Raw genomic sequence first — 21,086 nt, 5'->3', positions numbered from 1 at the left:
ACCCATCTCGTGATGCGCACCGGTCACCGGGGCGCCTCAGAGGGGTCGAGCTGTCGAACGAGATCCTCCACGGCGGGCCTGTGCTCGACACGGCAGATGGCCACCAGGTCATCCAGCATGGCGCGCATCCGGGTAGGAACCTGCACGGAGCCGGAGCCGTAGTGGACGATCTCGCTCACGGCAAGGCGCAGCAGGGTCTCCACATCAGGAGGCGCGTGCACCACACGCAGTGTGCCGTCGCCATCGGTGATGTACGGGCGGGCGTCCGGCTGCTGAACGAGCGGGCGCAGGATCCGGTGAAGTTCGTCGATCACCTGAACGGCCGTCGTGGGGTCGTTGATCCCGGGCGAGAGGGCGCGTTCGGCGATGTCGACCAGCTGGCGGATCCCGAACGCCGGGTCCTGGAGCATGCTGCGCTCGGTGGCGAACGCGAACGCTGACCGCACCCGGTTCTCGGCGGCCGTGACCTCATCGCCGCCAGCCGAGTCCACTGACCTGCCCCAGATGGTGGCGAGCGGCTGCTGTTCGGCGCGGAAGTCACCCACGGCGATCTCGCACGCCACGATCACATCGAACTCGGTCGCAATCGCGAGCAGCATGGCGTAGTCGATGGAGACCAGGTGGCCGTGCCGTGAGCCCATGTGCACCGGGTGCCGGGGCTGGTCGGGGTCGGGCGCCCAGGTCACCGACTCGTCCGGCTCGGCGTACTTGCCGGTGACGTGCTGGTCCTCCCCCGTCGGCTCGGGCCGCATCCCTTCCACCAACCGTACGGTGGTGTCCCCGATATCGGAGATCACCTGTGAGACCTGGATCGCGGTGGTGATCTCGCGGATGAAGGCGATCAACGAGATCAGGCTCAGCCCCACCAGCAGCAGCGCCAGACCTACGGAGATCTGCGGCACGAACGCTTCCTGGTCACCATCAGCGTTGCGCACCGCACGCAGCACCGTGAGGGAGAAGATGAACGAGGCCGCGAACACCCCGAGCGTGATCTGGGTGACCCTGCTGTGCAGGAAGTTGCCGAGCACCCGGGGACTGAACTGACTGCTCGCCAGCTGCAGCACCACCATCGTGATCGAGAACACCAGACCAGTCACGGAGATCATCGCGCTGGCGATCGTGCTGAGCACGCTGCGGGCACCCTCGGGGCCACCATCGAAGATCTGCGGCAAAGAACCTGCGAACGCGCCCTCGATCTCAGGCATCGCCGCGCCGAGGAGCACGGCCGCCAGGCAGATCGCGAGCGGAACCGCCCAGAACGGTTGCCACAGCCTGGCCCAGGGTCCGGCCGCCCGGATCGCGGGCACCCCCATCGGCGTCACGCGGTGCACGTCCGGGGAGGGTCGTGGTCCAGCCATCGGGCCATCATGCCGCACCAAGCGCCTCGGTGCCCCCGGCGCGAACCGTCGCTACGCCCCTCGGCGAATCCCGCGTGGGCACACGGCGCAAGCGCCTCGGTGCCCCCGGCGCGAACCGTCGCTACGCTCCTCCCGAATCCCGCGTGGGCACACGGCGCAAGCGCCTCGGTGCCCCCGGCGCGATTCGAACGCGCGACCTACCGCTTAGGAGGCGGTTGCTCTATCCCCTGAGCTACGGGGGCGGACCACCGAAACCCTACCTCGCCCGCGTGCCAGCGCGCGAAACTCGCTCTCGCGGTCCGACGCCGGCCGTGGGACCGTAGCCCGGTGACCTGCACCACTGCCTCCCGGGTACTCCCCGGGTCCGCGACCGTCGTCTTCGACCGCCTGACAACGCTCCCACTGCACGAGTCGCTGATCCCGTTCACCCGCATCACCGCCCGCCCCGGCCCGGCCCAGGTCGGTGACACGATCGTGGCCGTGACCGGCCGGAGGTTCCGAGACGTCATGCTGGTCACCCGGGCAGACCCTCCCGACGGCGCACCTCACCCCCGCCCAGGCGTGGCCACTCTCGAGAAAGTCGGGCCGGTGCTGCTGGGCTCGGCCACGATCCAGGTCACCCCGCTGGGTCCCCGAACGTGCCGTGTGGACTGGACCGAAGACGTTCACCTGGCTGGACCGCTGCGCCTGCTGCACCCGCTCCTGGCCCCCGCCCTGCACCTGATGACCGCTCGAGCGCTGCGGCTGGCCGAGGACGCCGTCGGAACGAGGAGACGATGACCACCCTGGCACCCAACTATCACCCGCTGGACATCGAGATCGCCCACGCCGAGGGCGCGTGGGTGACCGACACTGCAGGTATCCGGTACCTGGACTGCCTGGCCGGCTACTCGGCCCTGAACTTCGGGCACCGCCATCCGGCCCTGGTCGCGGCTGCTCACGCACAGCTCGACCGCCTCACCCTCACCTCACGCGCGGTCAGACACGAGCTGCTGGAACCCTTCGCGCAGGCCGTGACCTCCCTGACCGGCACCGAGATGCTCCTGCCCATGAACACAGGCGCCGAGGCGGTGGAGACGGCGATCAAAGCGGCCCGCAAGTGGGGTTACGACGTGCGCAGCGTTCCGTCCGACTCCGCAACCATCGTCGTCGCAGAGGGCGCCTTCCACGGGCGCACCACCACGATCGTGTCGATGTCATCCGATGCGGAGGCGCGTACCGGGTTCGGTCCATACACCCCGGGCTTCCGAATCGTGCCGTACGGGGACGCCGGTGCCCTTGCCGCGGCGATCGACGAGACGACGGTCGCGGTACTGCTGGAGCCGGTGCAGGGCGAGGCAGGCGTGATCGTGCCCCCGGAGGGCTACCTGGCGGCGGTGCGAGAGACGTGCAACGCGCAGGACGTGCTGCTCATTCTCGACGAGATCCAGTCAGGGCTCGGCCGTACCGGAGCCATCCTCACCCAGGATCTCGCTGGGATCCGAGCCGATCTGACGACGCTGGGCAAGGCGCTCGGTGGCGGGATCGTCCCAGTATCGGCGGTGGTCGGGCGCGCCGACGTGCTCAGGGGGCTGACACCGGGCACGCACGGGTCGACCTTCGGGGGGAACCCGCTGGCGTGCGCCGTCGGTCTCGCCGTGGCGGAGTTGCTGCGTTCGGGGCTCTTCCAGAAGCGGGTGGCCGCGCTGGCGCCGGTGCTCGCGGCCCGCGCCGACCAGCTGCTGCGTTCCGGGCATGTGCGGGCGGTACGCCAGATCGGGCTGTGGCTCGGTGTGGACGTCCTCGCGCGCACCGGGCGGGAGGTCAGCGAACGGATGGCCGCGAACGGCGTGATCGCGAAGGAGACCCACGATCACACCATCCGGCTGGCACCACCGCTGTGCGTCACCGAGGAGGAGCTGCACCTGATGATGGATGCGCTCGCACGCGCGGTCGCGCCCTGACGACGTCGGTCAGTGGCGCCGCTTCCATCCCATGGCAATCGGCGGCAATCCCTCGTCCTGGATGCGCGTGGGCACCACCAGCACCGGGCAGGCAGAGTGGTGCAGCACTTGCTGGGACGTCGAGCCGAGCAGCATGCCGGCGAAGCCACCGCGCCCGCGGGTGCCGACCACGACCAGGTCGACGGCTGTGGAGAACTCCGACAGCAACTCCGCACCGGAGCCGTCGAGGGCGTGCCGGCGGACGGTCAGTTCGCGCCCCTCCAGCGCCCGGTCCACGGTGACGTTCAGACCCTCGGTGACGTCGGCCAGCACGACCTCACGGTCGACGGCGGCAGGGAGCCAGCCGAGCAGTCCGGCGCCGGCGCCGATCGGCACGCCGACGACCGCGGTAAGTTCTGCGTCCCACACCTCGGCCTGCTCGATCGCCCGGTCAAGGGCGACCTTCGCCGAGTCCGATCCATCCACCCCGACGACGATGCGCCGGATCGGCAGCGGGGGCTCGCCGTCGTCCTCGTGCAGCGGAACCACCACGGTGGGGCAGTGGGCATGTGCCGGCAACGCCGAGGAGACGGTACCGAGGATGCGCTCGGCGAACCCGCTGTTACCGCGGGTGCCGACCACAGCGAGGCACACCTGCTTGGTGAGGTCGACGAGCACACCCGCCGGATCACCAGTCTCGAGGGAACTCGTGACGTCCACACCACGCCCGCTCGCCCGCGCCACAGCCTCGTCGAGCGCAGCCTGGGCGCCATCGCGGATAGCGGTGTCGTCAAGCGTGGCGTAGCCACCGTCCAGCGACGCAGCCGCGAAGGTCGGCAGAGCGTAGGCACACACCAGGTGCAACCGCCAACCCACTCGTCGCGCCTGGGCCACAGCCCATTCGAGGGCATTGAGGCTCGCAGCAGAGCCGTCGACACCTACGAGGACGACCTGTTCGTGTTCCATGACCTCTTCCACCCCCGACCTTCGCGGACCTTGGTGGGTCAATTGTGCATGCTCTGACCGGGCTGCGCCTCCGCCGCCCCGCACGGCGTCACCAACTGGGACCCGACGACGAACGGGCCCGCTCCTGGAAGTCCAGGAACGGGCCCGTTCGGGAGGTCTGTTCTCAGCCGACCACGCGGATAAAGGACGGACTCGAGTTGTAGATCGGGCCAGCAGTCAGCGGCGTCCCGGGGTTGCGAGCCGCGATGTGCTGGTTGCCACCGAGGTAGATTCCGACGTGACCAGGCCACCAGACCAGGTCGCCCGGGAGCGCCTCGGAGGCCGACACACGGTACCCGGCACCGGCCTGCGCACCGGAGGAACGCGGCAGGGAGATACCGACCTGGGCGTAGACGTACTGGGTGAACCCAGAGCAGTCGAAGCCGGAAGGAGTGCTACCGCCGTAGACGTACGGCGTTCCGACGTAGCGGTGCGCGATGTCGATGATCTGGGCGCGAACACCGGAGACATCGGTCGTCGGCGCCGGGGCCGCGGCGACCTCGGTGCGCTCGGCGCTCCGGGATGCCTGCGCCGTCGTGGTCGTCTCACGCTCGTAGGTGACGGGCTCGGGCTCGGGCTCCGGCGGCGGCGGAGGTGGCGGAGCCTCGGCGGAGACCTCAACCTCGGTGCCGAGGCTCCAGGAGATGTCAGCCGCGACGGTGACAACCTCGGAGACGGCGATCGAGTCGTCGTCAGCAACGACGGCCGACGCGAGGTTCGCGGTTCGCACCGGGACAGTTCCCGGAGTCACCGGACCCGCGATCGCCGCAGAGGCGCTCAGTCCGAGGATCACGCCGGAGGAAGCCACGGCTGCTGCCGTACGCCGTCCCACCGGGCCACGGACGGCCTGGCCGAACGTCGTGAGGGGGGTCACGGGGCGCTGCGCTGCGCGGTGCCGCGCGCGATCAGTGCACTGGGTCAATTTCGCTTGCCTCTCCTGCTGCCTACGAGGTGAGCTGTCGGGTTCGGGTGGGAGTTACACCCGGTCCGCCGGTCTTCCGGTGGACTTCACCCCGAGGTGCAGGTGCACCGGGAAGTGGGTCCCCCGCCCCTGTCACGGGTATGTCGTGACCCCAGACAGTGACAGGGTTAGGCGTCTGTCCGAGGTACTCGTCGAAGGAGGGTTTCGTCGAGCGGGACACACACTACCCCGACGATCACGGGAATGTCACATTCCGGTCACGATTGTGACATGAACCACAGATCGAGGTCGTGAGGGGCCCACGCCCAGGCGCACGGTCGCGCGCTTACACCGGACGGACGAAGACGTGCTTGGCGACGTCCTCACCGAGCTCGAGCACCACATCAGAACCGTTCCGCGCGAGGGTCACCAGCCCCCGCTCCCGCTCCACCGAGACCTGCACACCGGGCCCTACGCCCGCCTTCTCCAGCTCGGCGAGCATCTCGGTGTCCACCTGCAGCGGCTCCCCGAGCCGGGTGATCACGTACTCCGCGCCGGCCGGCACATCGGTCAGCCAGGTGCCGAGCTCAGCCTCGGGGCGCGCCTCCCCGAACTCTTCCAGTCCCGGGATGGGGTTGCCGTAGGGGTCGAAACCGGGATGGTCGAGCAACGCGATCAGCCGCTCCTCCACCTGCCGGCTCATCACGTGCTCCCAGCGGCAGGCCTCCTCGTGCACGTGCGGCCAGTCCAGCCCGATCACGTCGGTCAGCAGCCGTTCGGCGAGCCGGTGCTTGCGCATCACCCGCGTCGCCCGTGCCATGCCCTCATCGGTGAGCTCCAGGTGCCGGTCGCCGGTCACGACCATCAGACCGTCCCGCTCCAGCCGCGCCACGGTCTGGGAGACCGTCGGCCCCGAGTGCCCTAGCCGCTCCGCGATACGCGCTCGCAACGGCACGATGCCCTCTTCGATCAGTTCGTAAACCGTCTTCAGGTACATCTCCGTGGTGTCGATCAGATCGCTCACGAGCCTTCTCCCCATCGCCTGCGCCCACACGTCCTGCAGGCCACATTACTGTCCCAGCCGCCCTTGACCACACCAGATCGTGACCACCGCCGGGGCACAGATAACCTGAGCGGTATGACGGCTCCCGCACCGATCTCCTCGGTCGACCCCGAGCGCGGTCTCTACTTCCGTGGCCGGGACGTGCGCGATCTCGTGGCCCGGGGTGGGTTCGAGGATGTCTGGGGGCTGCTCGTCGACGGTGCCGAGGGGCGCGCGCTTCCGCCCGCCGAGCCGTTCCCGCTGACAGTACGCACCGGCGATCACCGGGTGGACGTGCAGAGCGCGTTGGCACAACTCGCCCCAGTGTGGGGATTTCGCCCGATCGGCGAGGTCGATCGGGATCAGCTACGCAGCGATCTGGCGCGCGCATCGGTGATGGCGCTGTCGTTCGTTGCCCAGTCCGCGCGCAACGACGACCTGCCGGCCATCGGCCAGCGGCAGGTGAACACGGTCGAGGGCACGGCGCGCCGGTTCGTGATGCGCTGGCGCGGTGAGGTCGACGATGCCCACGCCCGGGCGATAGACGCGTGCTGGGTGGCGCTGGCCGAGCACGGCCTCACCTCCTCCACCACAGTGGCCCGGCAGATCGCCCGGACGGGTGCCGACGCAGCCGCGTGCCTGTCCGGTGCGGTGGCCGCGGTGAGCGGACCGCGGGGCGGAGGGGCCGCCGTCCGGGCACTGGCGTTGATCCGCGAGGCCGAACACACTGGCGACCCGCGCGCCGTGGTGGAACGGACTCTGGACGCCGGCGCCCTCTACGGGTTCCACCAGGACGGCTACCACGGCACCGATCCGCGAGTGGAGGCGCTGCGGGAGGTTGTCCGGAGCCTCGGGGCACCGCGCCTGGAGATCGCCGACGCCGTCGCTCGCGCTGGGTATGAGGCCCTCGCTGCGCGTGGCATCCGGCCCGCCGCCGCCTACGGCGGTCACGCCCTGTTCTGGGCGAGTGTGCTCCTCGACCTCGCCCAGGTGCCGCCTCCGATGTTCACCGCGATGATCGCCTGCGGCCGCGTGGCCGGGTGGAGCGCCCACATCTTGGAAGCACATGACGAGATGGCAACGGTGAGATGATCGGCTCACCGCACGAAGGGATCCCCATGACGACGCTGGCCCTGCCCACCGAGATGCTGCCTGCCGACGGACGGTTCGGCAGTGGGCCGAGCCGGATCCGTCCCGGTCAGTCCGATGCGCTCGCCGCTGTGGGGACGACCCTGATGGGGACCTCCCACCGGCAGGCGCCGGTGCGCCAGTTGGTCGCCCGGGTGCGCGAGGGGCTGCGGGAGCTGCTCGATGTTCCCCAGGACTACGAGATCGTGCTCGGCAACGGCGGCTCGACGTTCTTCTGGGATGCCGCGACGTTCGGGCTGATCCGCGAGCGGTCCCAGCACGTGAGCACCGGTGAGTTCGGAGCGAAGTTCGCCACGGCCGCCAGGCGCGCCCCCTTCCTCGCCGACCCGAGCGTTGTCACCGGCGATCCGGGGACGCTGGCTCGGCCTCAGACTGAGGACGGTATCGACGCCTACGCGTGGGCTCAGAACGAGACGTCTACGGGTGTGGTCGCCCCCGTCGAACGGCTGGACGACGCCGAGGCGCTGATGCTGGTGGACGGCACGTCCGCAGCCGGCGGGCTCCCAGTCGACCTGCACCAGTGCGATGCCTACTACTTCGCCCCGCAGAAGGGACTGGGGTCCGACGGCGGACTCTGGCTGGCAGCCCTCTCCCCCGCGGCTCTGGCACGAGTCGAGGAGCTGGCCCAGCGGTGGGTTCCCGAGTCCCTCTCACTGACGGCGGCCGTGGAGAACTCCCGCAAGGAGCAGACCCTCAACACCCCGGCGATCGCCACGCTGGTACTCATGGCCGAACAGGTGGAGTGGCTGCTGGCGGGCGGCGGCATGAGTTTCGCTGCGAGTCGCTGCGCCCGGTCTGCGTCGATCCTCTACGACTGGGCGGAGCGGTCCGAATACGCGACGCCCTTCGTCACCGACCCGAAGGCACGCTCGAGCGTGGTGGGCACGGTGGACTTCGCGGAGACCGTCGACGCCGCCCGGGTGGCGTCGGTGCTCCGGGAGAACGGGGTGGTCGACATCGAGCCCTACCGGAAGCTGGGCCGCAACCAGATCCGGGTAGGCATGTATCCCTCGGTCGACCCCGAGGACGTGGCCGCCCTGACCGCGTGCGTGGACTACGTGGTCGAACGACTGTGATGCGTGGCCTGACCGACCGGGTCGCCCTGGTCACCGGCGGTGCACACGGCATCGGGCGCGCGATCTGCGTGCGGCTCGCCGAGGAGGGGTGCCGGGTGATGGTCGCCGACGTGGACTCCCACGTCGCCGACTCCACGGCCACCGAGATCGGCGGCCACGCCGTGACCTGCGACGTCACGCGTCGCAAGGATGTGCACGCCGCCGTCGAGGCCACGCTAACCGCGTACGGGCGCCTGGACGTGCTGGTCCCGAACGTGGGCGTGGCGGCGCTCGACTCCCTGGAGACCCTGGACGAGGAGGGATGGCACGCCCAGGTCGATCCCACCCTGCACGGGGCTGTGCGCACCATCCAGGCGGCGATGCCCGCACTGCTGGAGTCACCCGGGGGAGGCAGGATCGTCGCGACGGCGTCGGTGAACGGGATGGGCGCCGTCGGAGGCATCCCGTACTCGGCCGCCAAGGCCGGGCTGATCAACGCGATCGCGAATATCGCCGTCTCGCACGGGCCGCAGGCACGGAGAACGACCGGCGCCGACCACGGGTGGGTGCGCGCCAACGTCGTAGCCCCCGGCACCATCCTCACCCGCAACTGGACCGAGCAGGGGCCGGCGCAGGAGGCCATGCTGGAGCGGATCACGGCGGCCTACCCGATGGGCCGGGTGGGCCTGCCGGAAGAGGTGGCGGCCGCCGTCGCCTTCCTCGCCTCGGATGAGGCGTCCTGGATCACCGGGGTGACGTTGCCGGTGGACGGCGGGCTGATGACCGGGCCGTTGACGCACATGATCGAGATGGGCTGGCCGGACCCGAGCTAGCCGAACACGCCGAGCTCCCCCAGGCCGCGCAGCAGCCCCAGCCGCCAGGAGGTCAGCAGCACGGCGGCCGTGACACCGAGGGCCACGAACGCCACCGCGGCGTCGGCCCAGCGCAGGTCCGACGGCGCAGCGATGGTTCGCGACCCCGCCCCCAATCCTCGGGTCTCCAGGGCGATCGACATCCGCTCACCCCGGCGTAGCGAGGTCACCAGCAGCGCGAACGCCGCCTGAGCCAGCGCCTTCGGCCGGGCGGACGGCCCGCGGCCGGTGTGCTGAAGCCGCCGGCGAGGGTCGCGGGCGGCTTGGGCCGAACGGATGGTGCTCCACGTCTCGGGGAGCTGCTCGAGGAGCCGGTATCCAGCGAGGACGGCGTAGGCGAACCGGCCGCTGAGACGCAGATGCTGGTGCAGGCTGGTCATCAGGCGGGCGCCATCGGTGGTGAGCACGAAGGTGACCGAGACGATCCCGATGAGCAGGGTGCGCATCGCCAGGCCGGCACCGATCGTCAGCCCTTCGGCGGAGATATCGACCGCGAGCAGCCGGGCGATCGTCTCCCCGTCCCGGGTGGCTGCGTTCACCATCAGCAGGCTGAGCGCGAATGCTACGAAGGGCACGTGTGCCCGTAGCAGCGTGGCGGGCGGGATCCGGCCGGCAAGCACCGCTGCAGGCCAGGCGAGCAGATACAGCGCTGCCGGGGTCACGGGGTCCACGACGGCGGTGATCGCCAGGCACACCACGAGCACCACGAGTACCTTGACGGTGGGGTCACGCCGGTGCAGGAGGGAGTCGGCCGGCAGCGGGCGGCCGAACGCGGGAGAACTCATCGATGCACCCTCCTCATCGCGCCGACGGGACGAGGTCCGGGTATCGCGACGCGTCATCACGTGCGAGCTCGGCGAGGGCCAGTTCGTCGAGGGCGTCGAGCAGCGCGGGCAGGCGCTGCGGGTCGCCGTGGACGTCGGCGATCCACGCCTCCAGCAACGGTGGCAGACGCAGACCGGCCCGGCCGAGCACATCCGGAGTCAGGATGTCGGCGGTGGGACCGGACGCCACCGGGGCCCCGTGGGCCAATAGCAGCACCTGGTCGGCGAGCGAGGCGACCAGGCGCAGATCGTGGCTGACCAGGACCACCGCTCCCCCGCGGCGGGCGATGCGGCGCAGCTGGTCCGCGACGGCGAGCGTGGTGCGACGGTCCTGGCCGAACGTGGGTTCATCGGCGAGCAGCATGTCATCAGCCATGGCGCCCATCGCGGCCAGTGACAGGCGGCGCTGCTGCCCCCCGGAGAGGCGGAACGGATCGCGATCAGCCACCTCGGCCAGACCGTAGCTGGCAAGGATGGCATCGGCGCGCCCGTCGCGCGTGTTCCCGGATGTCTCATGCTGCAGTCCGAGTTCGATCTCCCCTCGGGCGGATCGGGCGAGGAACTGGTGCTCGGGGTTCTGGAACACCATGCCCACCCGGCCCGTGCCACGCACCCCGTCGGCCGGGAGCAGTCCCGCCAGGCCGAGCAGCAGGGTGCTTTTGCCGGAGCCGTTGGCGCCGAGCACCGCCGTGATGGTGCCGGACCGCACCTGCAGATCCACCTGCCGCACCACGGCACGATCTCCTCGCCGGACCGTGACGTCGTCGGCACGTAGCAGCACCTCGCCCGGCTCCCGGCACCCATCTGCCGGCGCTGAACCAGCCGCAGCCGAACCAGCCGCAGCCGACCCCGCGGGCCCCAACCGGGGCCGTGGGAGGCTCGCGTCGAGGGCCCGCAGCCCGTACCCGAGCGACTCACCTGAGACTGCTGCGTCGGGCTGAAAGGGTGCACCTGCGAGCCGGCGCAGTGCGCGCGCCACCTCCACCCCCGCCGGTACCCACGTGCCGGTCCCAGCGACGTCCTCGGCGGCCAGCAGATCGACCGTTCGCCCAAGGGCCGCCACACCCCCATCGGGTCCGAGCAGCAGACTGCGCTCAGGGAGTGCACCGAGCTCGTCCAGGCGGTGCTCGATCAGCAGGCTCGCCTCCGGGAGGCCGGCGAGCAGCCGCCCGATGTCGCGGGCCGCGACCGGGTCCAGCAGTGCGGTCGGTTCGTCCAGGAGCAGCAACTCCGGGCGGGCGACGAGGGCCGCCGCGAGCGCGACCCGTTGACCCTCACCTCCCGAGAGCTCACTGGTGCGGCGACCGGCGAGGTGCCCGGCGCCCACCGCTGCGAGCGCCGCCTCGACTCGCGGACCGATCTCCCCGGGCGGTACCGCCCGGTTCTCGAGCGCGAAGCCCACCTCGTCCACCACAGTAGGCAGGCAGAGCTGGTCGGCCGGATCCTGTGTGAGGGTGGCCACGTGACGGGCCAGCTCGGGAACCGGCGTGGTGCGCGGGTCCTGACCGCACACCTGCCAGCTCCCGGTGACGTCGGCCTCGATCGTGCCGGGCACGACCCCGGCCAGTGCGCGTAGTAGCGAGCTCTTGCCCGATCCGGACCGGCCGAGGACGAGCAACCGCTCGCCAGCGGCCAGGTCCAGATCGACACCGTGCAGCACCGGCGCATCGGCACGGGGATAGCGCACCGACGCCTCACGCAGTTGAAGGACCATGGCTCAGGTGGTCTCGGAGGTGCCGGCAGAGCCGGAGGGGCTGGTCGCACGCTCTGATTCCCGAGCCGCACGCCCGATGGCGTAGTTGTCAAGCACCCCGGTGCGCAGCAACGCATCGCCGATGACCTTGGCGAGCAGACCGCACAGGATGATCCCGGAGGCGAACTGGAAGCCGACGCGCAGGGCGAAGAAGTCCTGCCCCATCCATCCGAACCGGACCATCCCGAGCGCCAGGTTCGCGAGCGCCGCCGTGATACCGGAAGCCACGAACACCCACCAGCCGTACCGCCGGTAGCGGGTGGCTGTGAACGCCACCTCAGCACCGGCGCCCTGGATGAGACCGACCAAGATCAGCATCGGCCCGACCGGGGAGGCGAGGAAGACGACCTCCACGATCGAGGCGACGATCTCCACCACGATCCCGGCCCCGGGCTTGCGCACGATGTACAAGGCGAGCGGGGCCACCACCATCCAGCCGCCGACGAGAACATTCTGCGCCAGGTCACCGAGCGGGCCCATGGCCACCTGCATCCAGCCCCACACCTGCACCAGAGCCCAGTAGAGGAATCCGAACACCACCGCCAACACCGCCAGCAGGACGAGATCGTGCAAGGTGACCGGACGCCGTCGGGGGGTCTTCGCGCTCATCGGCGCCTTCTGGTCTGAGCCCTGCGGTGCCTCACTCCGCCGACCCTCGTCCCTCGGACCGACTCCGTGGGGGCTCCTCGCGCTCATCGGGCACCTGCCTGGCCGCTCGGGGAGTTCAGCGAGACGGTCACGTGCGTGGTCACGTGCCGCACGTCGGTGCCCACCAGGAGCCAGCCGGCGACGACGGCGCCCAGGACGTCGGCAAGGTCACCGTCCAGGCGGGTCACGTAATGCTCGGAGCCGGTGAAGACGCCCAGCTGCTTGGCGTGATCGATCGCGGCGTAGATCCCGGCCATATGATCTGTGCCCTCGTCGTCCAGCGGGTAGAGCGCCCAGTGGGCGCTGGCGTGGATACCCGTGGCGGGCACATTGCGCAGGATCTGAGGCACCTGCGGGGCGTACGCTCCGCCGTCGGCGATCTCGCAGGCCACCTCCCCGGGGCACCCGCGGGAGAGGAGCACGTGGGCGACCGTGTGCACGCCCGAGCGGCCGGCATGCGCGATCGCCTCGGTGAGGTAGGCGAGGATGCGGTCCTCGCGGCCGCGGACGTGGGTGGAGACGTCGTCGGTGCTGATCGTCAGGCCGGTGGAGTCGGCGGCATCCAAGGCGCCGAGGATGACGTCGATGAAGGAGTCGGTCATCGGGTGCAGCGAGAAGCGGGCGCCGATGCCGTAGGCGTCCGGGCTTGGCGCGGCCACTGCCGCCGCTGCCGGGGCCGGAGGTGTACTCGTGTGGGACATGTGGGTCCTCCTCGTGGATGGACCCCCGAGGACGCGACAGCGTGAGTACCCGCGCATGGCGACGCCGATACTCCATCTGTGTGCCCAACTCCCTACGCCGGTGCGAACCGGGTCAGGTTCCTCGGGTCTGCGGCCGGTGTACCGACCGCACTCTCAGCGCCAACGCGCTCCCCGGGGGCTTGTCACCGACCACCCTAGTGCACAACCGACCAACCACGGACACACCCGGCGTCGGTCCAGCAGCGACATGGCTGAGCCGGCACCACGTCAGTGGCGCGGAGTGGTGCCCGTCAGCCTCGCCGGTGTACGGCGGCGCCGCGCAGCTCGGCCTGCCGACCCGCGCGCCGGAGGTGCGGCGGGATCGGCGGAATCGGCTGCCCGTTCAGGCGTGCCCACCTCCTGGGCGCCTCGTTCGGGAGTGACCGGATCAGGTGCACTGGCTGCAGCTACGGCGGTCACAGGCTCTGACTCGACTGGCTGGACGGGCTGGGACGGGTGGGCGGGCTGGGACTGCCTTCTCGCACTGGACCGCTCGCCGGCATTGGTCAGCTGCAGGTGCGGCCGCTTCCCGATCCGGTAGCGCACCTCGACCTCCCACTTGCGCCCCGCCCACACTGCGGCGCCGGCAGCCACGACGAAGGCGGCAATGGCGCCGACCCCGATCGACCAGCGCGGCCCCCAGGCGTCAGCGATCCATCCGACCAGGGGTGAACCGATCGGGTTGCCGGCGAAGAGCACCACCACGTAGAGGCTCATGACGCGACCGCGGAACGCGGGGTCAGTACTGACCTGGATCGCGGCGTTCGCCGAGGTGAGCATCGTCAGCGAGCTGAAGCCGGCGGGGATGCACGCGAGCGCGAACAGCTCGTAGGTGGGTGCGAGCGCGAGCAGAGTCGCCGAGATCGCATATCCGAAGGCCGCCATGATCACCACGCGCACGCGGGGGCGCTTGCGACGAGCCGCCACCAGGGCGCCGGCGAGAGAGCCGAGGGCGAGGATGGATCCGAGCAGACCGTACTCGCCCGCATCACGGCCGAACTCCACCTTCGCCATCACGGCGGACGTGAGCTGGAAGTTCAGGCCGATGCCGCCCACCACGAACACGACGATCATGATGAGAACGATGTCGCTGCGGTGGCGCACGTAGGCGACCCCTGCGCGCAGCTGTCCCTTGGCCCGCGGGGTGCGGGGCACCTGACGGAGTTCACTCGTGCGCATCACGAGCATCGCGGCGATGGTCGCCGCGAAGGAGACCGCGTTGATGAGGAAGACCCAGCCTGGCCCCACCACAGCGATCAGCAGACCGGCGACTGCCGGGCCGATCATCCGGGCAGCGTTGAACGAGGCGCTGTTCAGGGCCACCGCGTTGGGAAGCCCCGACGCGGGCACCAGCTCAGCGACGAATGTCTGCCGGGCGGGCACATCGAAGGCACTGGCGATGCCGAGCAACAGTGCGAAGACGTACACGTGCCACAGTTCGGCCTGACCGAGCAGCACCAGAAGGCCGAGCGCGGCGGCGAGCAGTCCCATCGCTCCTTGCGTGGCCAGCAGCAGCTTGCGCTTGTCGAGGCGGTCGGCCAGCACCCCGGCGTAGGGGGTCAGAAGCACTGCGGGTACGAACTGCAGTCCGGTGACGATGCCGACGGCGATACCGGAGTTGTCGGAGAGCTCGGTGAGGACGAGCCAGTCCTGTGCGATGCGCTGCATCCAGGTGCCAACGTTCGCCACGAGGGCGCCTGCGAACCAGAGTCGGTAGTTGTACAGGCGCAACGAGGCGAACATTCTGCTCACTGGGTGGTGATCCTCCTCAGGATCTCTTCGGCATCGGACAGGGTCTGGCGTTCCGCGGGCGTCAGGGCGGCGAGCCGCCGCGAGAGCCACTCGTCCCGACGGCGCCGGGTCTCCTTGATGTAGGCGCGTCCGGCGTCCGTCGCGGTCACGAGCACCTGGCGGCGATCGGTGGGGTGGGCCGTGCGGGCCAGGAGTCCCGACTCCTCAAGTCCGCGGATCATCCTGGTCATCGAGGGAGGCTGGACGTGCTCTCGCGCCGCCAGCTCCCCGGGGGTGAAGGGACCGTTCGTGACCACACCGCCCAGCACTGCCCGTTGGGCCTCACTGAGATCCCCGGCGTGCTCCGCCCGCAACTTGCGCGAGGTCCGCAGCAACGTCGTCCGGAGCCGGGAGGCGAGGCCACCCGGCGGTCGTGGCGCACAGGCGCTCTCTGGTGCACGCTCAGTTCCCATTGCGGCACCTACTATAACTCGTTACTTTTGCTAAGTAAAGACCTGGCGCTACGGCGCGCACCCGTTCATCCGCAGAGAGTCTCAGAACGGCGGATCGTCACCGGACTGCTTCACGATCCCCACCGGGATGGTGGTGCCCTCGCGCTCTCGCCGGTACCGATGCCCGGTCGGCGTGACCCACTCGAACAGGCCTGGTTCCGGCTGCGTCACGGTGAAGTCGCCGTGAGTCTTGATGAGGTGGTCGCGCACGCAGAGTGGACCGAGGTTGGCCACACTAGTGGGACCACCGGCGTCGAAGGGCACCGTATGGTCGAGCTGGCAGAATCGCGCCTGATGGCCACATCCGGGCCGAACACATGTGCCGTCCCGCGCCCGGACCAGTTCCGCCATCCCCGCGGGCGGTCGATACCGGGCGCTCCCGACATCGACGACCGTTCGACTGACGGGGTCGGTGACGAGTCGTCGCCAGATGCCGCCGGCCGCGATCGCTCGCGCCGCGGTCGGGGTGATGGGCCCGTAGCCCGAGAGCATGGGGACATCGTCGAGCCGGATCGAGTTCACGTCGCCGCCACAGGCACAGGGAGCGCCCGCGCACAAGCACTCAGCGGCATCGGCATCGGCGCCGCCACAGGCAAGGCCACCCTGGAGGTGCTCGAGCGTGACGACCACCTGGATCTCCGGGCGCCGTCCGCCGACCACTCCGAGCGCCGCACCACCATCACGCACACCAGTCCCCGCCAGGCTCCGATCAGCATGCCCGGCAGGTGCGCCACCCGCAGCGGTTCGTCCATCAACTCGCACTGCATCACAGGCACCATCAACCCCGAAGACCCCGGAGGCCAGGGCACGCGAGCCGAGTCCAGTCAGCGCGTCGAAGCGCAGCTGATCCAGTGTCCGCGGATCCCCTTGCGCTTTCGCTGACCGAGCCGTCGACTCCAGGGCAACGTCCAAGGCGAGCACCTCGGCGGCCGGGCCCTCCACGCGCAGGGAGGCGACGCCGTCGGGAAGAGCCTGTGGCCTACTGACGTGCCGATCGGAACGCCGCGCCTGCGCACGAACCTCAGCCTCGGCCGGATCGACCGCGATCAGCGCTTTCGCCACGTCAGAACGCAACTGGGCCACCGTGCGACGCGGGGCTCGCTCGATCACGGCCTCCTCGACGGCCATCGCCACCTGCCACGAGACCCCCTCGAGCCCATCGGCGATCACCGCAGCCCGCGGGAGGTCGATCCAGCCGAACTTCAGCGCTTCGCCCGTCCGCTCCAGGGTGCGCAGCAACGACCGGCCGCGCTGGACCAGCTTGCGACCCTCCCGCTTGGTGCCACACAGCCGGAGTGCGAGCTCGTCCCCCGTCACGTCGCTCGGACCCTCGGTATGGCCGGCCAGATCCTCGGGATTCATCGCCGGCCGCTGCGCCAACTCCGCGGCAGCATGCAACGCGACCTCCTGCACACGGGCCTCGACCCGGCGCGCTGCGGCCACGACCTCCACCAATGTCGCCTCGTCGACTGCTTCCAGGTCGAGAAGATCCAACCTGTCCAGCAGCGCACCGCCGGGAAGCTGGACCGCGAGCTGCTCGGCGAGCGACAACTGCTGGTGCTCGACGAGGAGCTGAACACACCCGGCTACCAGCGCAGAGTCGGACGCAGCGTCATTCACGCGCCCCACCCACCTCGCATCGTCGAACATGCGTTCCATTCTAAGCGAACGCCTCTCACCTGGCAACCCCAGATCCGGTTCGTTCGACGACATGGCCACACCCGCTCGCGACGGTGTGCCACTCCCCTTGCGCCCGTACCCGAACCTGCCTGAACCTGCGACTCAGCCCGCGACCCAGCCGAACAGAGCAGCCCACTCAGCCAGCCAGCGACTGCAACGGCCCCCGCACGAAGTAGAGGATGAACAGCACCGCCGTCACCCACATCAGCGGGTGCACCGCACGCGCCTTCCCGAGCGCCACCTTGATCACCACATAGGCGATGAAACCAGCGCCCATACCCGCCGTGATCGAGTAGGTGAACGGCATCAGCACGATCGTCAGGAACGCCGGGATCGACACTTCGGCGTTCTTCCAGTCAATCCCGCTCACCTGCGTCATCATCAGGAACCCGACCACCACCAGCGCAGGAGTAGCGGCCTCATACGGCACCATGTCCACCACCGGAGCCAGGAACGTCGCCAGCAGGAAGGCAAGCCCGGTCACCACTGACGCCAACCCGGTGCGGGCCCCATCACCCACACCCGCGGCCGACTCGATGTAGGAGGTGTTGGACGAGACCGACCCTGCCCCACCGGCCACGGCCGCCAGGGAGTCCACCACCAGGATCCGCCGGGTTCCGTACGGGTGCCCGTCGGAGTCGAGCAGTTTGCCCTCACTCCCCACGGCCACCATCGTGCCCATGGTGTCGAAGAAGTCGGCCAGCAGGAGCGAGAACACCAGCAGCACCACAGTGACAGCGCTGATCTTCTCGAAGGACCCGAGGAGGGAGAACTGACCCAGCAGGGAGAAGTCAGGCAGGCGCACCCAGGTATCCGGCAGCTCCGGGCTGTTCAGCCGCCATCCGGTGGAGTTGGGTGAACCGTCCGCGTTCACCGATCCACCCACATGCGCGATCGCCTCGATCACCACGGCCAGCACGGTCCCGGCAATGATCGCGATCAACAGCGCACCGCGCACCTTGCGTAAGTGCAGCACGATCGCGAGCAGCAGTCCCACCACGAACACCAGCGCGGGCCAGCCCGCGAGCGAGCCCGCCACGCCCATCTCCACGGGGGTGGCGAGCGAGACCGGGATGCGCACGATGCCGGCGTCCACCAACCCGATGAAGGCGATGAACAGCCCGATCCCCACGCTGATCGCCGTGCGCAGCTCCTTCGGCACCGCCCGGAAGACCGCCTCGCGGAAGCCGGTCAGCACGAGCACCAGGATGATCAACCCTTCGATCACCACCAGCCCCATCGCATCTGCCCAGGTCATCTCCGGCAGGACCGCGATCGAGAACGCCACCACGGCATTCAGGCCCAGCCCGGCCGCCAGCGCGAGCGGGAAGTTCGCCACCAAGCCCATGAGGATGCTCATGACTCCGGCGACGAGCGCCGTGGCAGCCGCCACCCGTGCCACGGCGAGTCCTTCGTCCCCTCCGATGAACGAGCCGGAACCATCGGCGACGGTACCGATGATCAGCGGATTCAGGACGATGATGTAGCTCATCGCGAAAAAGGTGACCAGTCCGCCTCGGATCTCCCGCCCGAGCGTCGAACCGCGTGCGGTGATCATGAAGAATCGGTCCAGCAGGCCAGTCGCCGTCGCGGCTCTCGTGGAAGAGGTGCTCATGTGCCGTCATCCTGGCAGAAGCCTGGCCGGAGCAGAACACCCTGTCCACCACCCCGCGCCCACACTCACACTGACCCCACACCCACTAGGATCGACCTGTGCCAGAAGCCCCGAAGGAGCTCGTCCCGGCGAAGGTGAACGCGAAGGCGCTGTTCCTCGTCGGGACCACCGCGTGGCTGATCGCTCTGCTCACCCTCGGCGTGATGCACCTGGCCGAACGCTCCCCCGACGGCCGCTATGCCTGGGTCGCCGTCGCGGGGATCGCACTGGGCGCGGCCGGGTACTGGTGGGCGCACCGTGTCCACCTCATCGACGATCAAGGAATGTCTGAATGAAGCTGCTGGTTCCGAGTTCGATCCCGCTGCAGGTCCACGCTCCCGACGGCGTCACAACCGTGGTCTACGACGTGCACTCGCCCATCCCGGACGAGCACCGCGACGCCGAGGCGATCGTGGTCTGGGGAAACCCGGGAGAACGGCTGCGTGCACTGCCCGGCGAACTGCCGGATCTCGTGTGGATCCAGGCGCTCATGGCAGGCACAGACGCCGTCGAGGCCGCAGGTTTCGATCCTGCGATCACCCTGTGCTCGGGTCGCGGTCTGCACGATGCGCCGGTGGCCGAGCACACCCTCGCCCTGCTCCTGGCCGCCGCTCGCCGGCTCGACAAGGCGGTGCTCGCACAGGCCGACTCGACATGGCGCGCGTGGGAGGACGTCAACCAGCCGTTCGGGGCACCTGAGCATCTGAGCACCCTCTCCGGGGCCCGGGTGCTCGTGTGGGGCTTCGGGGGGATCGGCACCCGCCTGGCGGGCTACCTGACGGCGTTGGGCGCCCAGGTCACGGGCGTCGCCACGACCGCGGGCGAGCGTGAGGGCTACCCGGTGATCACACCGGCCGAGCTGCCGACGGCGCTGCCACAGACCGATGTGCTCGTGAACATCCTTCCGGCCACACCGGCCACCACCGGAGCGGTCGGGACCGAGGTGCTGGACGCACTGCCCCGACACGCCTGGCTCGTCAACGTCGGCCGTGGCGCCACCGTGGACGAGCCGGCGCTGCTGGCGGCACTGGAGTCCGGATCGATCGCCGGAGCAGCGCTCGACGTCTTTGCAACCGAACCGCTCCCGGCCGACTCACCGCTGTGGCAGGCGCCGAACATGATCATCACCCCGCACTCGGCCGGAGGGCGTCCCGAGCGCCCTGAGCGTCTGATCGTCGAGAACCTGCGCCGCCTGCGAGCAGGGGACGAGCTCCTCAACGTCGTCGCCCGCTGATCCGCCCGTTCAGATCTGTGGAGCCGATCAGACCTCTAGCGAGACGCCGACCCTGGCACCGTCGGGCACCGTGGCGCTGACCAGCACCATCCGGCCGCGCGACCCTACCTGGACCTGACCGGCAGGGACCGGCACAGTGTCCCCGGCTTGCACCGCCACCCGTCCGCCGGCGTCCACCCACCCTGCCTCATCCAGGGCGATCACGTCCGCCGCCGTGCCCATGCTCATCGACGCCTCCCCCACCACCTGCACGAGGTCCACATCCTCCAGCGGCGGGAAGCGCAGCACGCCCCCGCGCAGCACCCCAGGGACCAGACGCCCCGGGCCCACCCGCGGTGCGATCCGCTGCAGCACCTCCTGGGTGGGGACAGGTTCGAGCGAGAGTCCGACCGTGATCGGACGTCCCCGCGCGGCCGCCACGTGCAGCGCCCGGCCGGCGAGCAGCCCATGCACCGCGCCGGGGCTCACGTCGAGCACGTCCCCCGGCGCGAGGAGGTTCTCGTGCAGGAACGTCGTCACCAGCAACCCGGGGTCGTCCGGGTGGTGCCGCGCCACCCCGAGCAGCCGGTGCAGCGCCGGGTTGCCCGTGCACTCCGCGGCGGCCGCCGCCACCCGCCGGGCGAGGGAGATCTGGGCTGCCCGGCCGGTGGCGAAGATCAGGCCGAGCGCGTAGAGCAGCGCCTCACCCTGATCCGGGCGCCGCAGCACGGAGATCACGTCCTCGAGCCCGTGCACGCGCAGCAGTTCCAGATCACTCGCCACCTCGGCGGGGTCGCGGAATCCGGTCAGCACCGTTGACGCACTCGCGGCGACGATCCGCACCGGCCCGTCCTGGCTGCGACGCAACTGCAGCGGGAGCGGGTGGTCGGCTCGCATCCACCAGGACCGGCTCGTCTCGTCGGCCCGTGCTCGCCCGCCGGCGCGAGCGACGGCTCCGCTCTCCCGCTGAGCGCGCACCCTCATCGCCTGCCCCCTTGCTCGCCCTGTCATCGGCGTCGTCTGCTCG

At 70.0% G+C, this 21,086-nt stretch carries 20 protein-coding genes, 1 tRNA gene and 2 riboswitches; of the genes, 7 read left to right on the top strand and 14 right to left on the bottom strand.

The genetic code is table 11. The features are described from left to right. Nucleotides 1–23 precede the first annotated feature (23 nt). Both IM660_RS04345 and IM660_RS04340 read right to left on the bottom strand, forming a co-directional pair. Complete coding sequence (locus tag IM660_RS04345) at nt 24–1,358, bottom strand: DUF2254 domain-containing protein (RefSeq protein WP_193498185.1); 1,335 nt, start codon at nt 1,356–1,358, stop codon at nt 24–26. Between the two features lie 169 nt (nt 1,359–1,527). Next, a tRNA-Arg gene (locus IM660_RS04340) sits at nt 1,528–1,600 on the bottom strand. A gap of 85 nt (nt 1,601–1,685) precedes the next feature. On the opposite strand from IM660_RS04340, the gene IM660_RS04335 reads away from it, so the two are divergent. Next, on the top strand, nt 1,686–2,138 hold the full coding sequence (locus IM660_RS04335) for an SRPBCC family protein (RefSeq protein WP_193498184.1): 453 nt from the start codon (nt 1,686–1,688) through the stop codon (nt 2,136–2,138). Beyond that, entirely contained in the window at nt 2,135–3,301 is a 1,167-nt protein-coding gene (gene rocD / locus IM660_RS04330) for an ornithine--oxo-acid transaminase (protein ID WP_193498183.1), read from the top strand. The genes IM660_RS04335 and rocD overlap by 4 nt, the downstream gene beginning before the upstream one ends. A gap of 9 nt (nt 3,302–3,310) precedes the next feature. Here the strand turns inward: rocD and IM660_RS04325 are convergent, their stop codons facing one another. The 3 genes from IM660_RS04325 to IM660_RS04315 all read right to left on the bottom strand — a co-directional run bounded on the left by IM660_RS04325 (nt 3,311) and on the right by IM660_RS04315 (nt 6,210). Then, nucleotides 3,311–4,246 (bottom strand): universal stress protein, encoded by a 936-nt coding sequence (locus tag IM660_RS04325; protein WP_193498182.1) that lies wholly within the window; start codon nt 4,244–4,246, stop codon nt 3,311–3,313. A 163-nt stretch (nt 4,247–4,409) separates the two neighbouring features. Next, a complete protein-coding gene (locus IM660_RS04320) occupies nt 4,410–5,159 on the bottom strand; it encodes a C40 family peptidase (protein ID WP_193498181.1) in 750 nt (249 codons plus the stop codon). Nucleotides 5,160–5,212: 53 nt separating this feature from the next. Further along, nucleotides 5,213–5,391, bottom strand: a riboswitch (cyclic di-AMP (ydaO/yuaA leader). A 141-nt stretch (nt 5,392–5,532) separates the two neighbouring features. Beyond that, a complete protein-coding gene (locus IM660_RS04315; protein ID WP_193498180.1) occupies nt 5,533–6,210 on the bottom strand; it encodes an iron-dependent transcriptional repressor DtxR in 678 nt (225 codons plus the stop codon). Nucleotides 6,211–6,324: 114 nt separating this feature from the next. Here IM660_RS04315 and IM660_RS04310 point away from each other — a divergent pair, with 114 nt between their 5' ends. From IM660_RS04310 to IM660_RS04300, 3 genes are read left to right on the top strand one after another with little or no spacing between them, the layout of a single operon-like run. Beyond that, a complete protein-coding gene (locus IM660_RS04310) occupies nt 6,325–7,320 on the top strand; it encodes a citrate synthase (protein ID WP_193498179.1) in 996 nt (331 codons plus the stop codon). Nucleotides 7,321–7,346: 26 nt separating this feature from the next. Then, on the top strand, nt 7,347–8,453 hold the full coding sequence (gene serC, locus IM660_RS04305; protein ID WP_193498178.1) for a phosphoserine transaminase: 1,107 nt from the start codon (nt 7,347–7,349) through the stop codon (nt 8,451–8,453). Further along, nucleotides 8,453–9,265, top strand: coding sequence for an SDR family NAD(P)-dependent oxidoreductase (locus tag IM660_RS04300; protein ID WP_193498177.1), 813 nt, complete (start codon nt 8,453–8,455; stop codon nt 9,263–9,265). Before serC ends, IM660_RS04300 begins: the two co-directional genes overlap by 1 nt. Here the strand turns inward: IM660_RS04300 and IM660_RS04295 are convergent. From IM660_RS04295 to IM660_RS04260, 8 genes are all read right to left on the bottom strand, one after another. Then, a complete protein-coding gene (locus tag IM660_RS04295) occupies nt 9,262–10,089 on the bottom strand; it encodes an energy-coupling factor transporter transmembrane component T family protein (RefSeq protein WP_193498176.1) in 828 nt (275 codons plus the stop codon). The two genes, IM660_RS04300 and IM660_RS04295, sit on opposite strands and share 4 nt — an antisense overlap. Before the next feature lie 13 nt (nt 10,090–10,102). Continuing rightward, nucleotides 10,103–11,842: an ABC transporter ATP-binding protein gene (locus IM660_RS04290; protein WP_193498175.1), complete on the bottom strand. Its 1,740-nt coding sequence runs from the start codon at nt 11,840–11,842 to the stop codon at nt 10,103–10,105. Between the two features lie 3 nt (nt 11,843–11,845). Continuing rightward, the gene (locus IM660_RS04285) at nt 11,846–12,490 is read right to left on the bottom strand and encodes an ECF transporter S component (protein WP_193498174.1); all 645 of its coding nucleotides are present in this window, start codon (nt 12,488–12,490) and stop codon (nt 11,846–11,848) included. 83 nt (nt 12,491–12,573) lie between these two features. Further along, nucleotides 12,574–13,230 carry a YkoF family thiamine/hydroxymethylpyrimidine-binding protein gene (locus IM660_RS04280; protein ID WP_193498173.1) on the bottom strand — a complete coding sequence of 219 codons (657 nt, stop codon included), beginning with the start codon at nt 13,228–13,230 and terminating at the stop codon, nt 12,574–12,576. Between the two features lie 70 nt (nt 13,231–13,300). Continuing rightward, nucleotides 13,301–13,414: riboswitch (TPP riboswitch) on the bottom strand. An 83-nt stretch (nt 13,415–13,497) separates the two neighbouring features. Beyond that, nucleotides 13,498–15,021 (bottom strand): MFS transporter, encoded by a 1,524-nt coding sequence (locus IM660_RS04275; RefSeq protein WP_193498172.1) that lies wholly within the window; start codon nt 15,019–15,021, stop codon nt 13,498–13,500. Continuing rightward, the gene (locus tag IM660_RS04270) at nt 15,018–15,473 is read right to left on the bottom strand and encodes a MarR family winged helix-turn-helix transcriptional regulator (protein WP_193498171.1); all 456 of its coding nucleotides are present in this window, start codon (nt 15,471–15,473) and stop codon (nt 15,018–15,020) included. The genes IM660_RS04275 and IM660_RS04270 overlap by 4 nt, the downstream gene beginning before the upstream one ends. 81 nt (nt 15,474–15,554) lie before the next feature. Further along, the gene (locus tag IM660_RS04265; protein ID WP_210769074.1) at nt 15,555–17,162 is read right to left on the bottom strand and encodes an HNH endonuclease signature motif containing protein; all 1,608 of its coding nucleotides are present in this window, start codon (nt 17,160–17,162) and stop codon (nt 15,555–15,557) included. Nucleotides 17,163–17,328: 166 nt separating this feature from the next. Then, nucleotides 17,329–18,807 carry an NCS2 family permease gene (locus IM660_RS04260; protein ID WP_193498169.1) on the bottom strand — a complete coding sequence of 493 codons (1,479 nt, stop codon included), beginning with the start codon at nt 18,805–18,807 and terminating at the stop codon, nt 17,329–17,331. A 98-nt stretch (nt 18,808–18,905) separates the two neighbouring features. Here IM660_RS04260 and IM660_RS04255 point away from each other — a divergent pair, with 98 nt between their 5' ends. Both IM660_RS04255 and IM660_RS04250 read left to right on the top strand, forming a co-directional pair. Continuing rightward, the gene (locus IM660_RS04255) at nt 18,906–19,142 is read left to right on the top strand and encodes a hypothetical protein (protein WP_193498168.1); all 237 of its coding nucleotides are present in this window, start codon (nt 18,906–18,908) and stop codon (nt 19,140–19,142) included. Further along, a complete protein-coding gene (locus IM660_RS04250) occupies nt 19,139–20,080 on the top strand; it encodes an NAD(P)-dependent oxidoreductase (protein WP_193498167.1) in 942 nt (313 codons plus the stop codon). The genes IM660_RS04255 and IM660_RS04250 overlap by 4 nt, the downstream gene beginning before the upstream one ends. A 27-nt stretch (nt 20,081–20,107) precedes the next feature. Here IM660_RS04250 and IM660_RS19905 read toward each other — a convergent pair whose 3' ends face one another. After that, entirely contained in the window at nt 20,108–21,043 is a 936-nt protein-coding gene (locus IM660_RS19905) for a cupin domain-containing protein (RefSeq protein ID WP_193498166.1), read from the bottom strand. Nucleotides 21,044–21,086 lie beyond the last annotated feature (43 nt).

Origin of the sequence: Ruania alkalisoli (assembly GCF_014960965.1) — a bacterium.
Classification (GTDB): Bacteria; Actinomycetota; Actinomycetes; order Actinomycetales; family Beutenbergiaceae; genus Ruania; species Ruania alkalisoli.
This window is presented reverse-complemented; position numbering and strand designations above follow the sequence as displayed.

Bases quoted from the DNA above. Each gene is read 5' to 3' on its own strand.
- IM660_RS04345 (WP_193498185.1), bottom strand. From the start codon at position 1,358: ATGGCTGGACCACGACCCTCCCCGGACGTGCACCGCGTGACGCCGATG.
- rocD (WP_193498183.1), top strand. From the start codon at position 2,135: ATGACCACCCTGGCACCCAACTATCACCCGCTGGACATCGAGATCGCC.
- IM660_RS04325 (WP_193498182.1), bottom strand. From the start codon at position 4,246: ATGGAACACGAACAGGTCGTCCTCGTAGGTGTCGACGGCTCTGCTGCG.
- IM660_RS04310 (WP_193498179.1), top strand. From the start codon at position 6,325: ATGACGGCTCCCGCACCGATCTCCTCGGTCGACCCCGAGCGCGGTCTC.
- serC (WP_193498178.1), top strand. From the start codon at position 7,347: ATGACGACGCTGGCCCTGCCCACCGAGATGCTGCCTGCCGACGGACGG.
- IM660_RS04300 (WP_193498177.1), top strand. From the start codon at position 8,453: ATGCGTGGCCTGACCGACCGGGTCGCCCTGGTCACCGGCGGTGCACAC.
- IM660_RS04295 (WP_193498176.1), bottom strand. From the start codon at position 10,089: ATGAGTTCTCCCGCGTTCGGCCGCCCGCTGCCGGCCGACTCCCTCCTG.
- IM660_RS04290 (WP_193498175.1), bottom strand. From the start codon at position 11,842: ATGGTCCTTCAACTGCGTGAGGCGTCGGTGCGCTATCCCCGTGCCGAT.
- IM660_RS04285 (WP_193498174.1), bottom strand. From the start codon at position 12,490: ATGAGCGCGAAGACCCCCCGACGGCGTCCGGTCACCTTGCACGATCTC.
- IM660_RS04280 (WP_193498173.1), bottom strand. From the start codon at position 13,230: ATGTCCCACACGAGTACACCTCCGGCCCCGGCAGCGGCGGCAGTGGCC.
- IM660_RS04270 (WP_193498171.1), bottom strand. From the start codon at position 15,473: ATGGGAACTGAGCGTGCACCAGAGAGCGCCTGTGCGCCACGACCGCCG.
- IM660_RS04265 (WP_210769074.1), bottom strand. From the start codon at position 17,162: ATGTTCGACGATGCGAGGTGGGTGGGGCGCGTGAATGACGCTGCGTCC.
- IM660_RS04260 (WP_193498169.1), bottom strand. From the start codon at position 18,807: ATGAGCACCTCTTCCACGAGAGCCGCGACGGCGACTGGCCTGCTGGAC.
- IM660_RS04250 (WP_193498167.1), top strand. From the start codon at position 19,139: ATGAAGCTGCTGGTTCCGAGTTCGATCCCGCTGCAGGTCCACGCTCCC.
- IM660_RS19905 (WP_193498166.1), bottom strand. From the start codon at position 21,043: ATGAGGGTGCGCGCTCAGCGGGAGAGCGGAGCCGTCGCTCGCGCCGGC.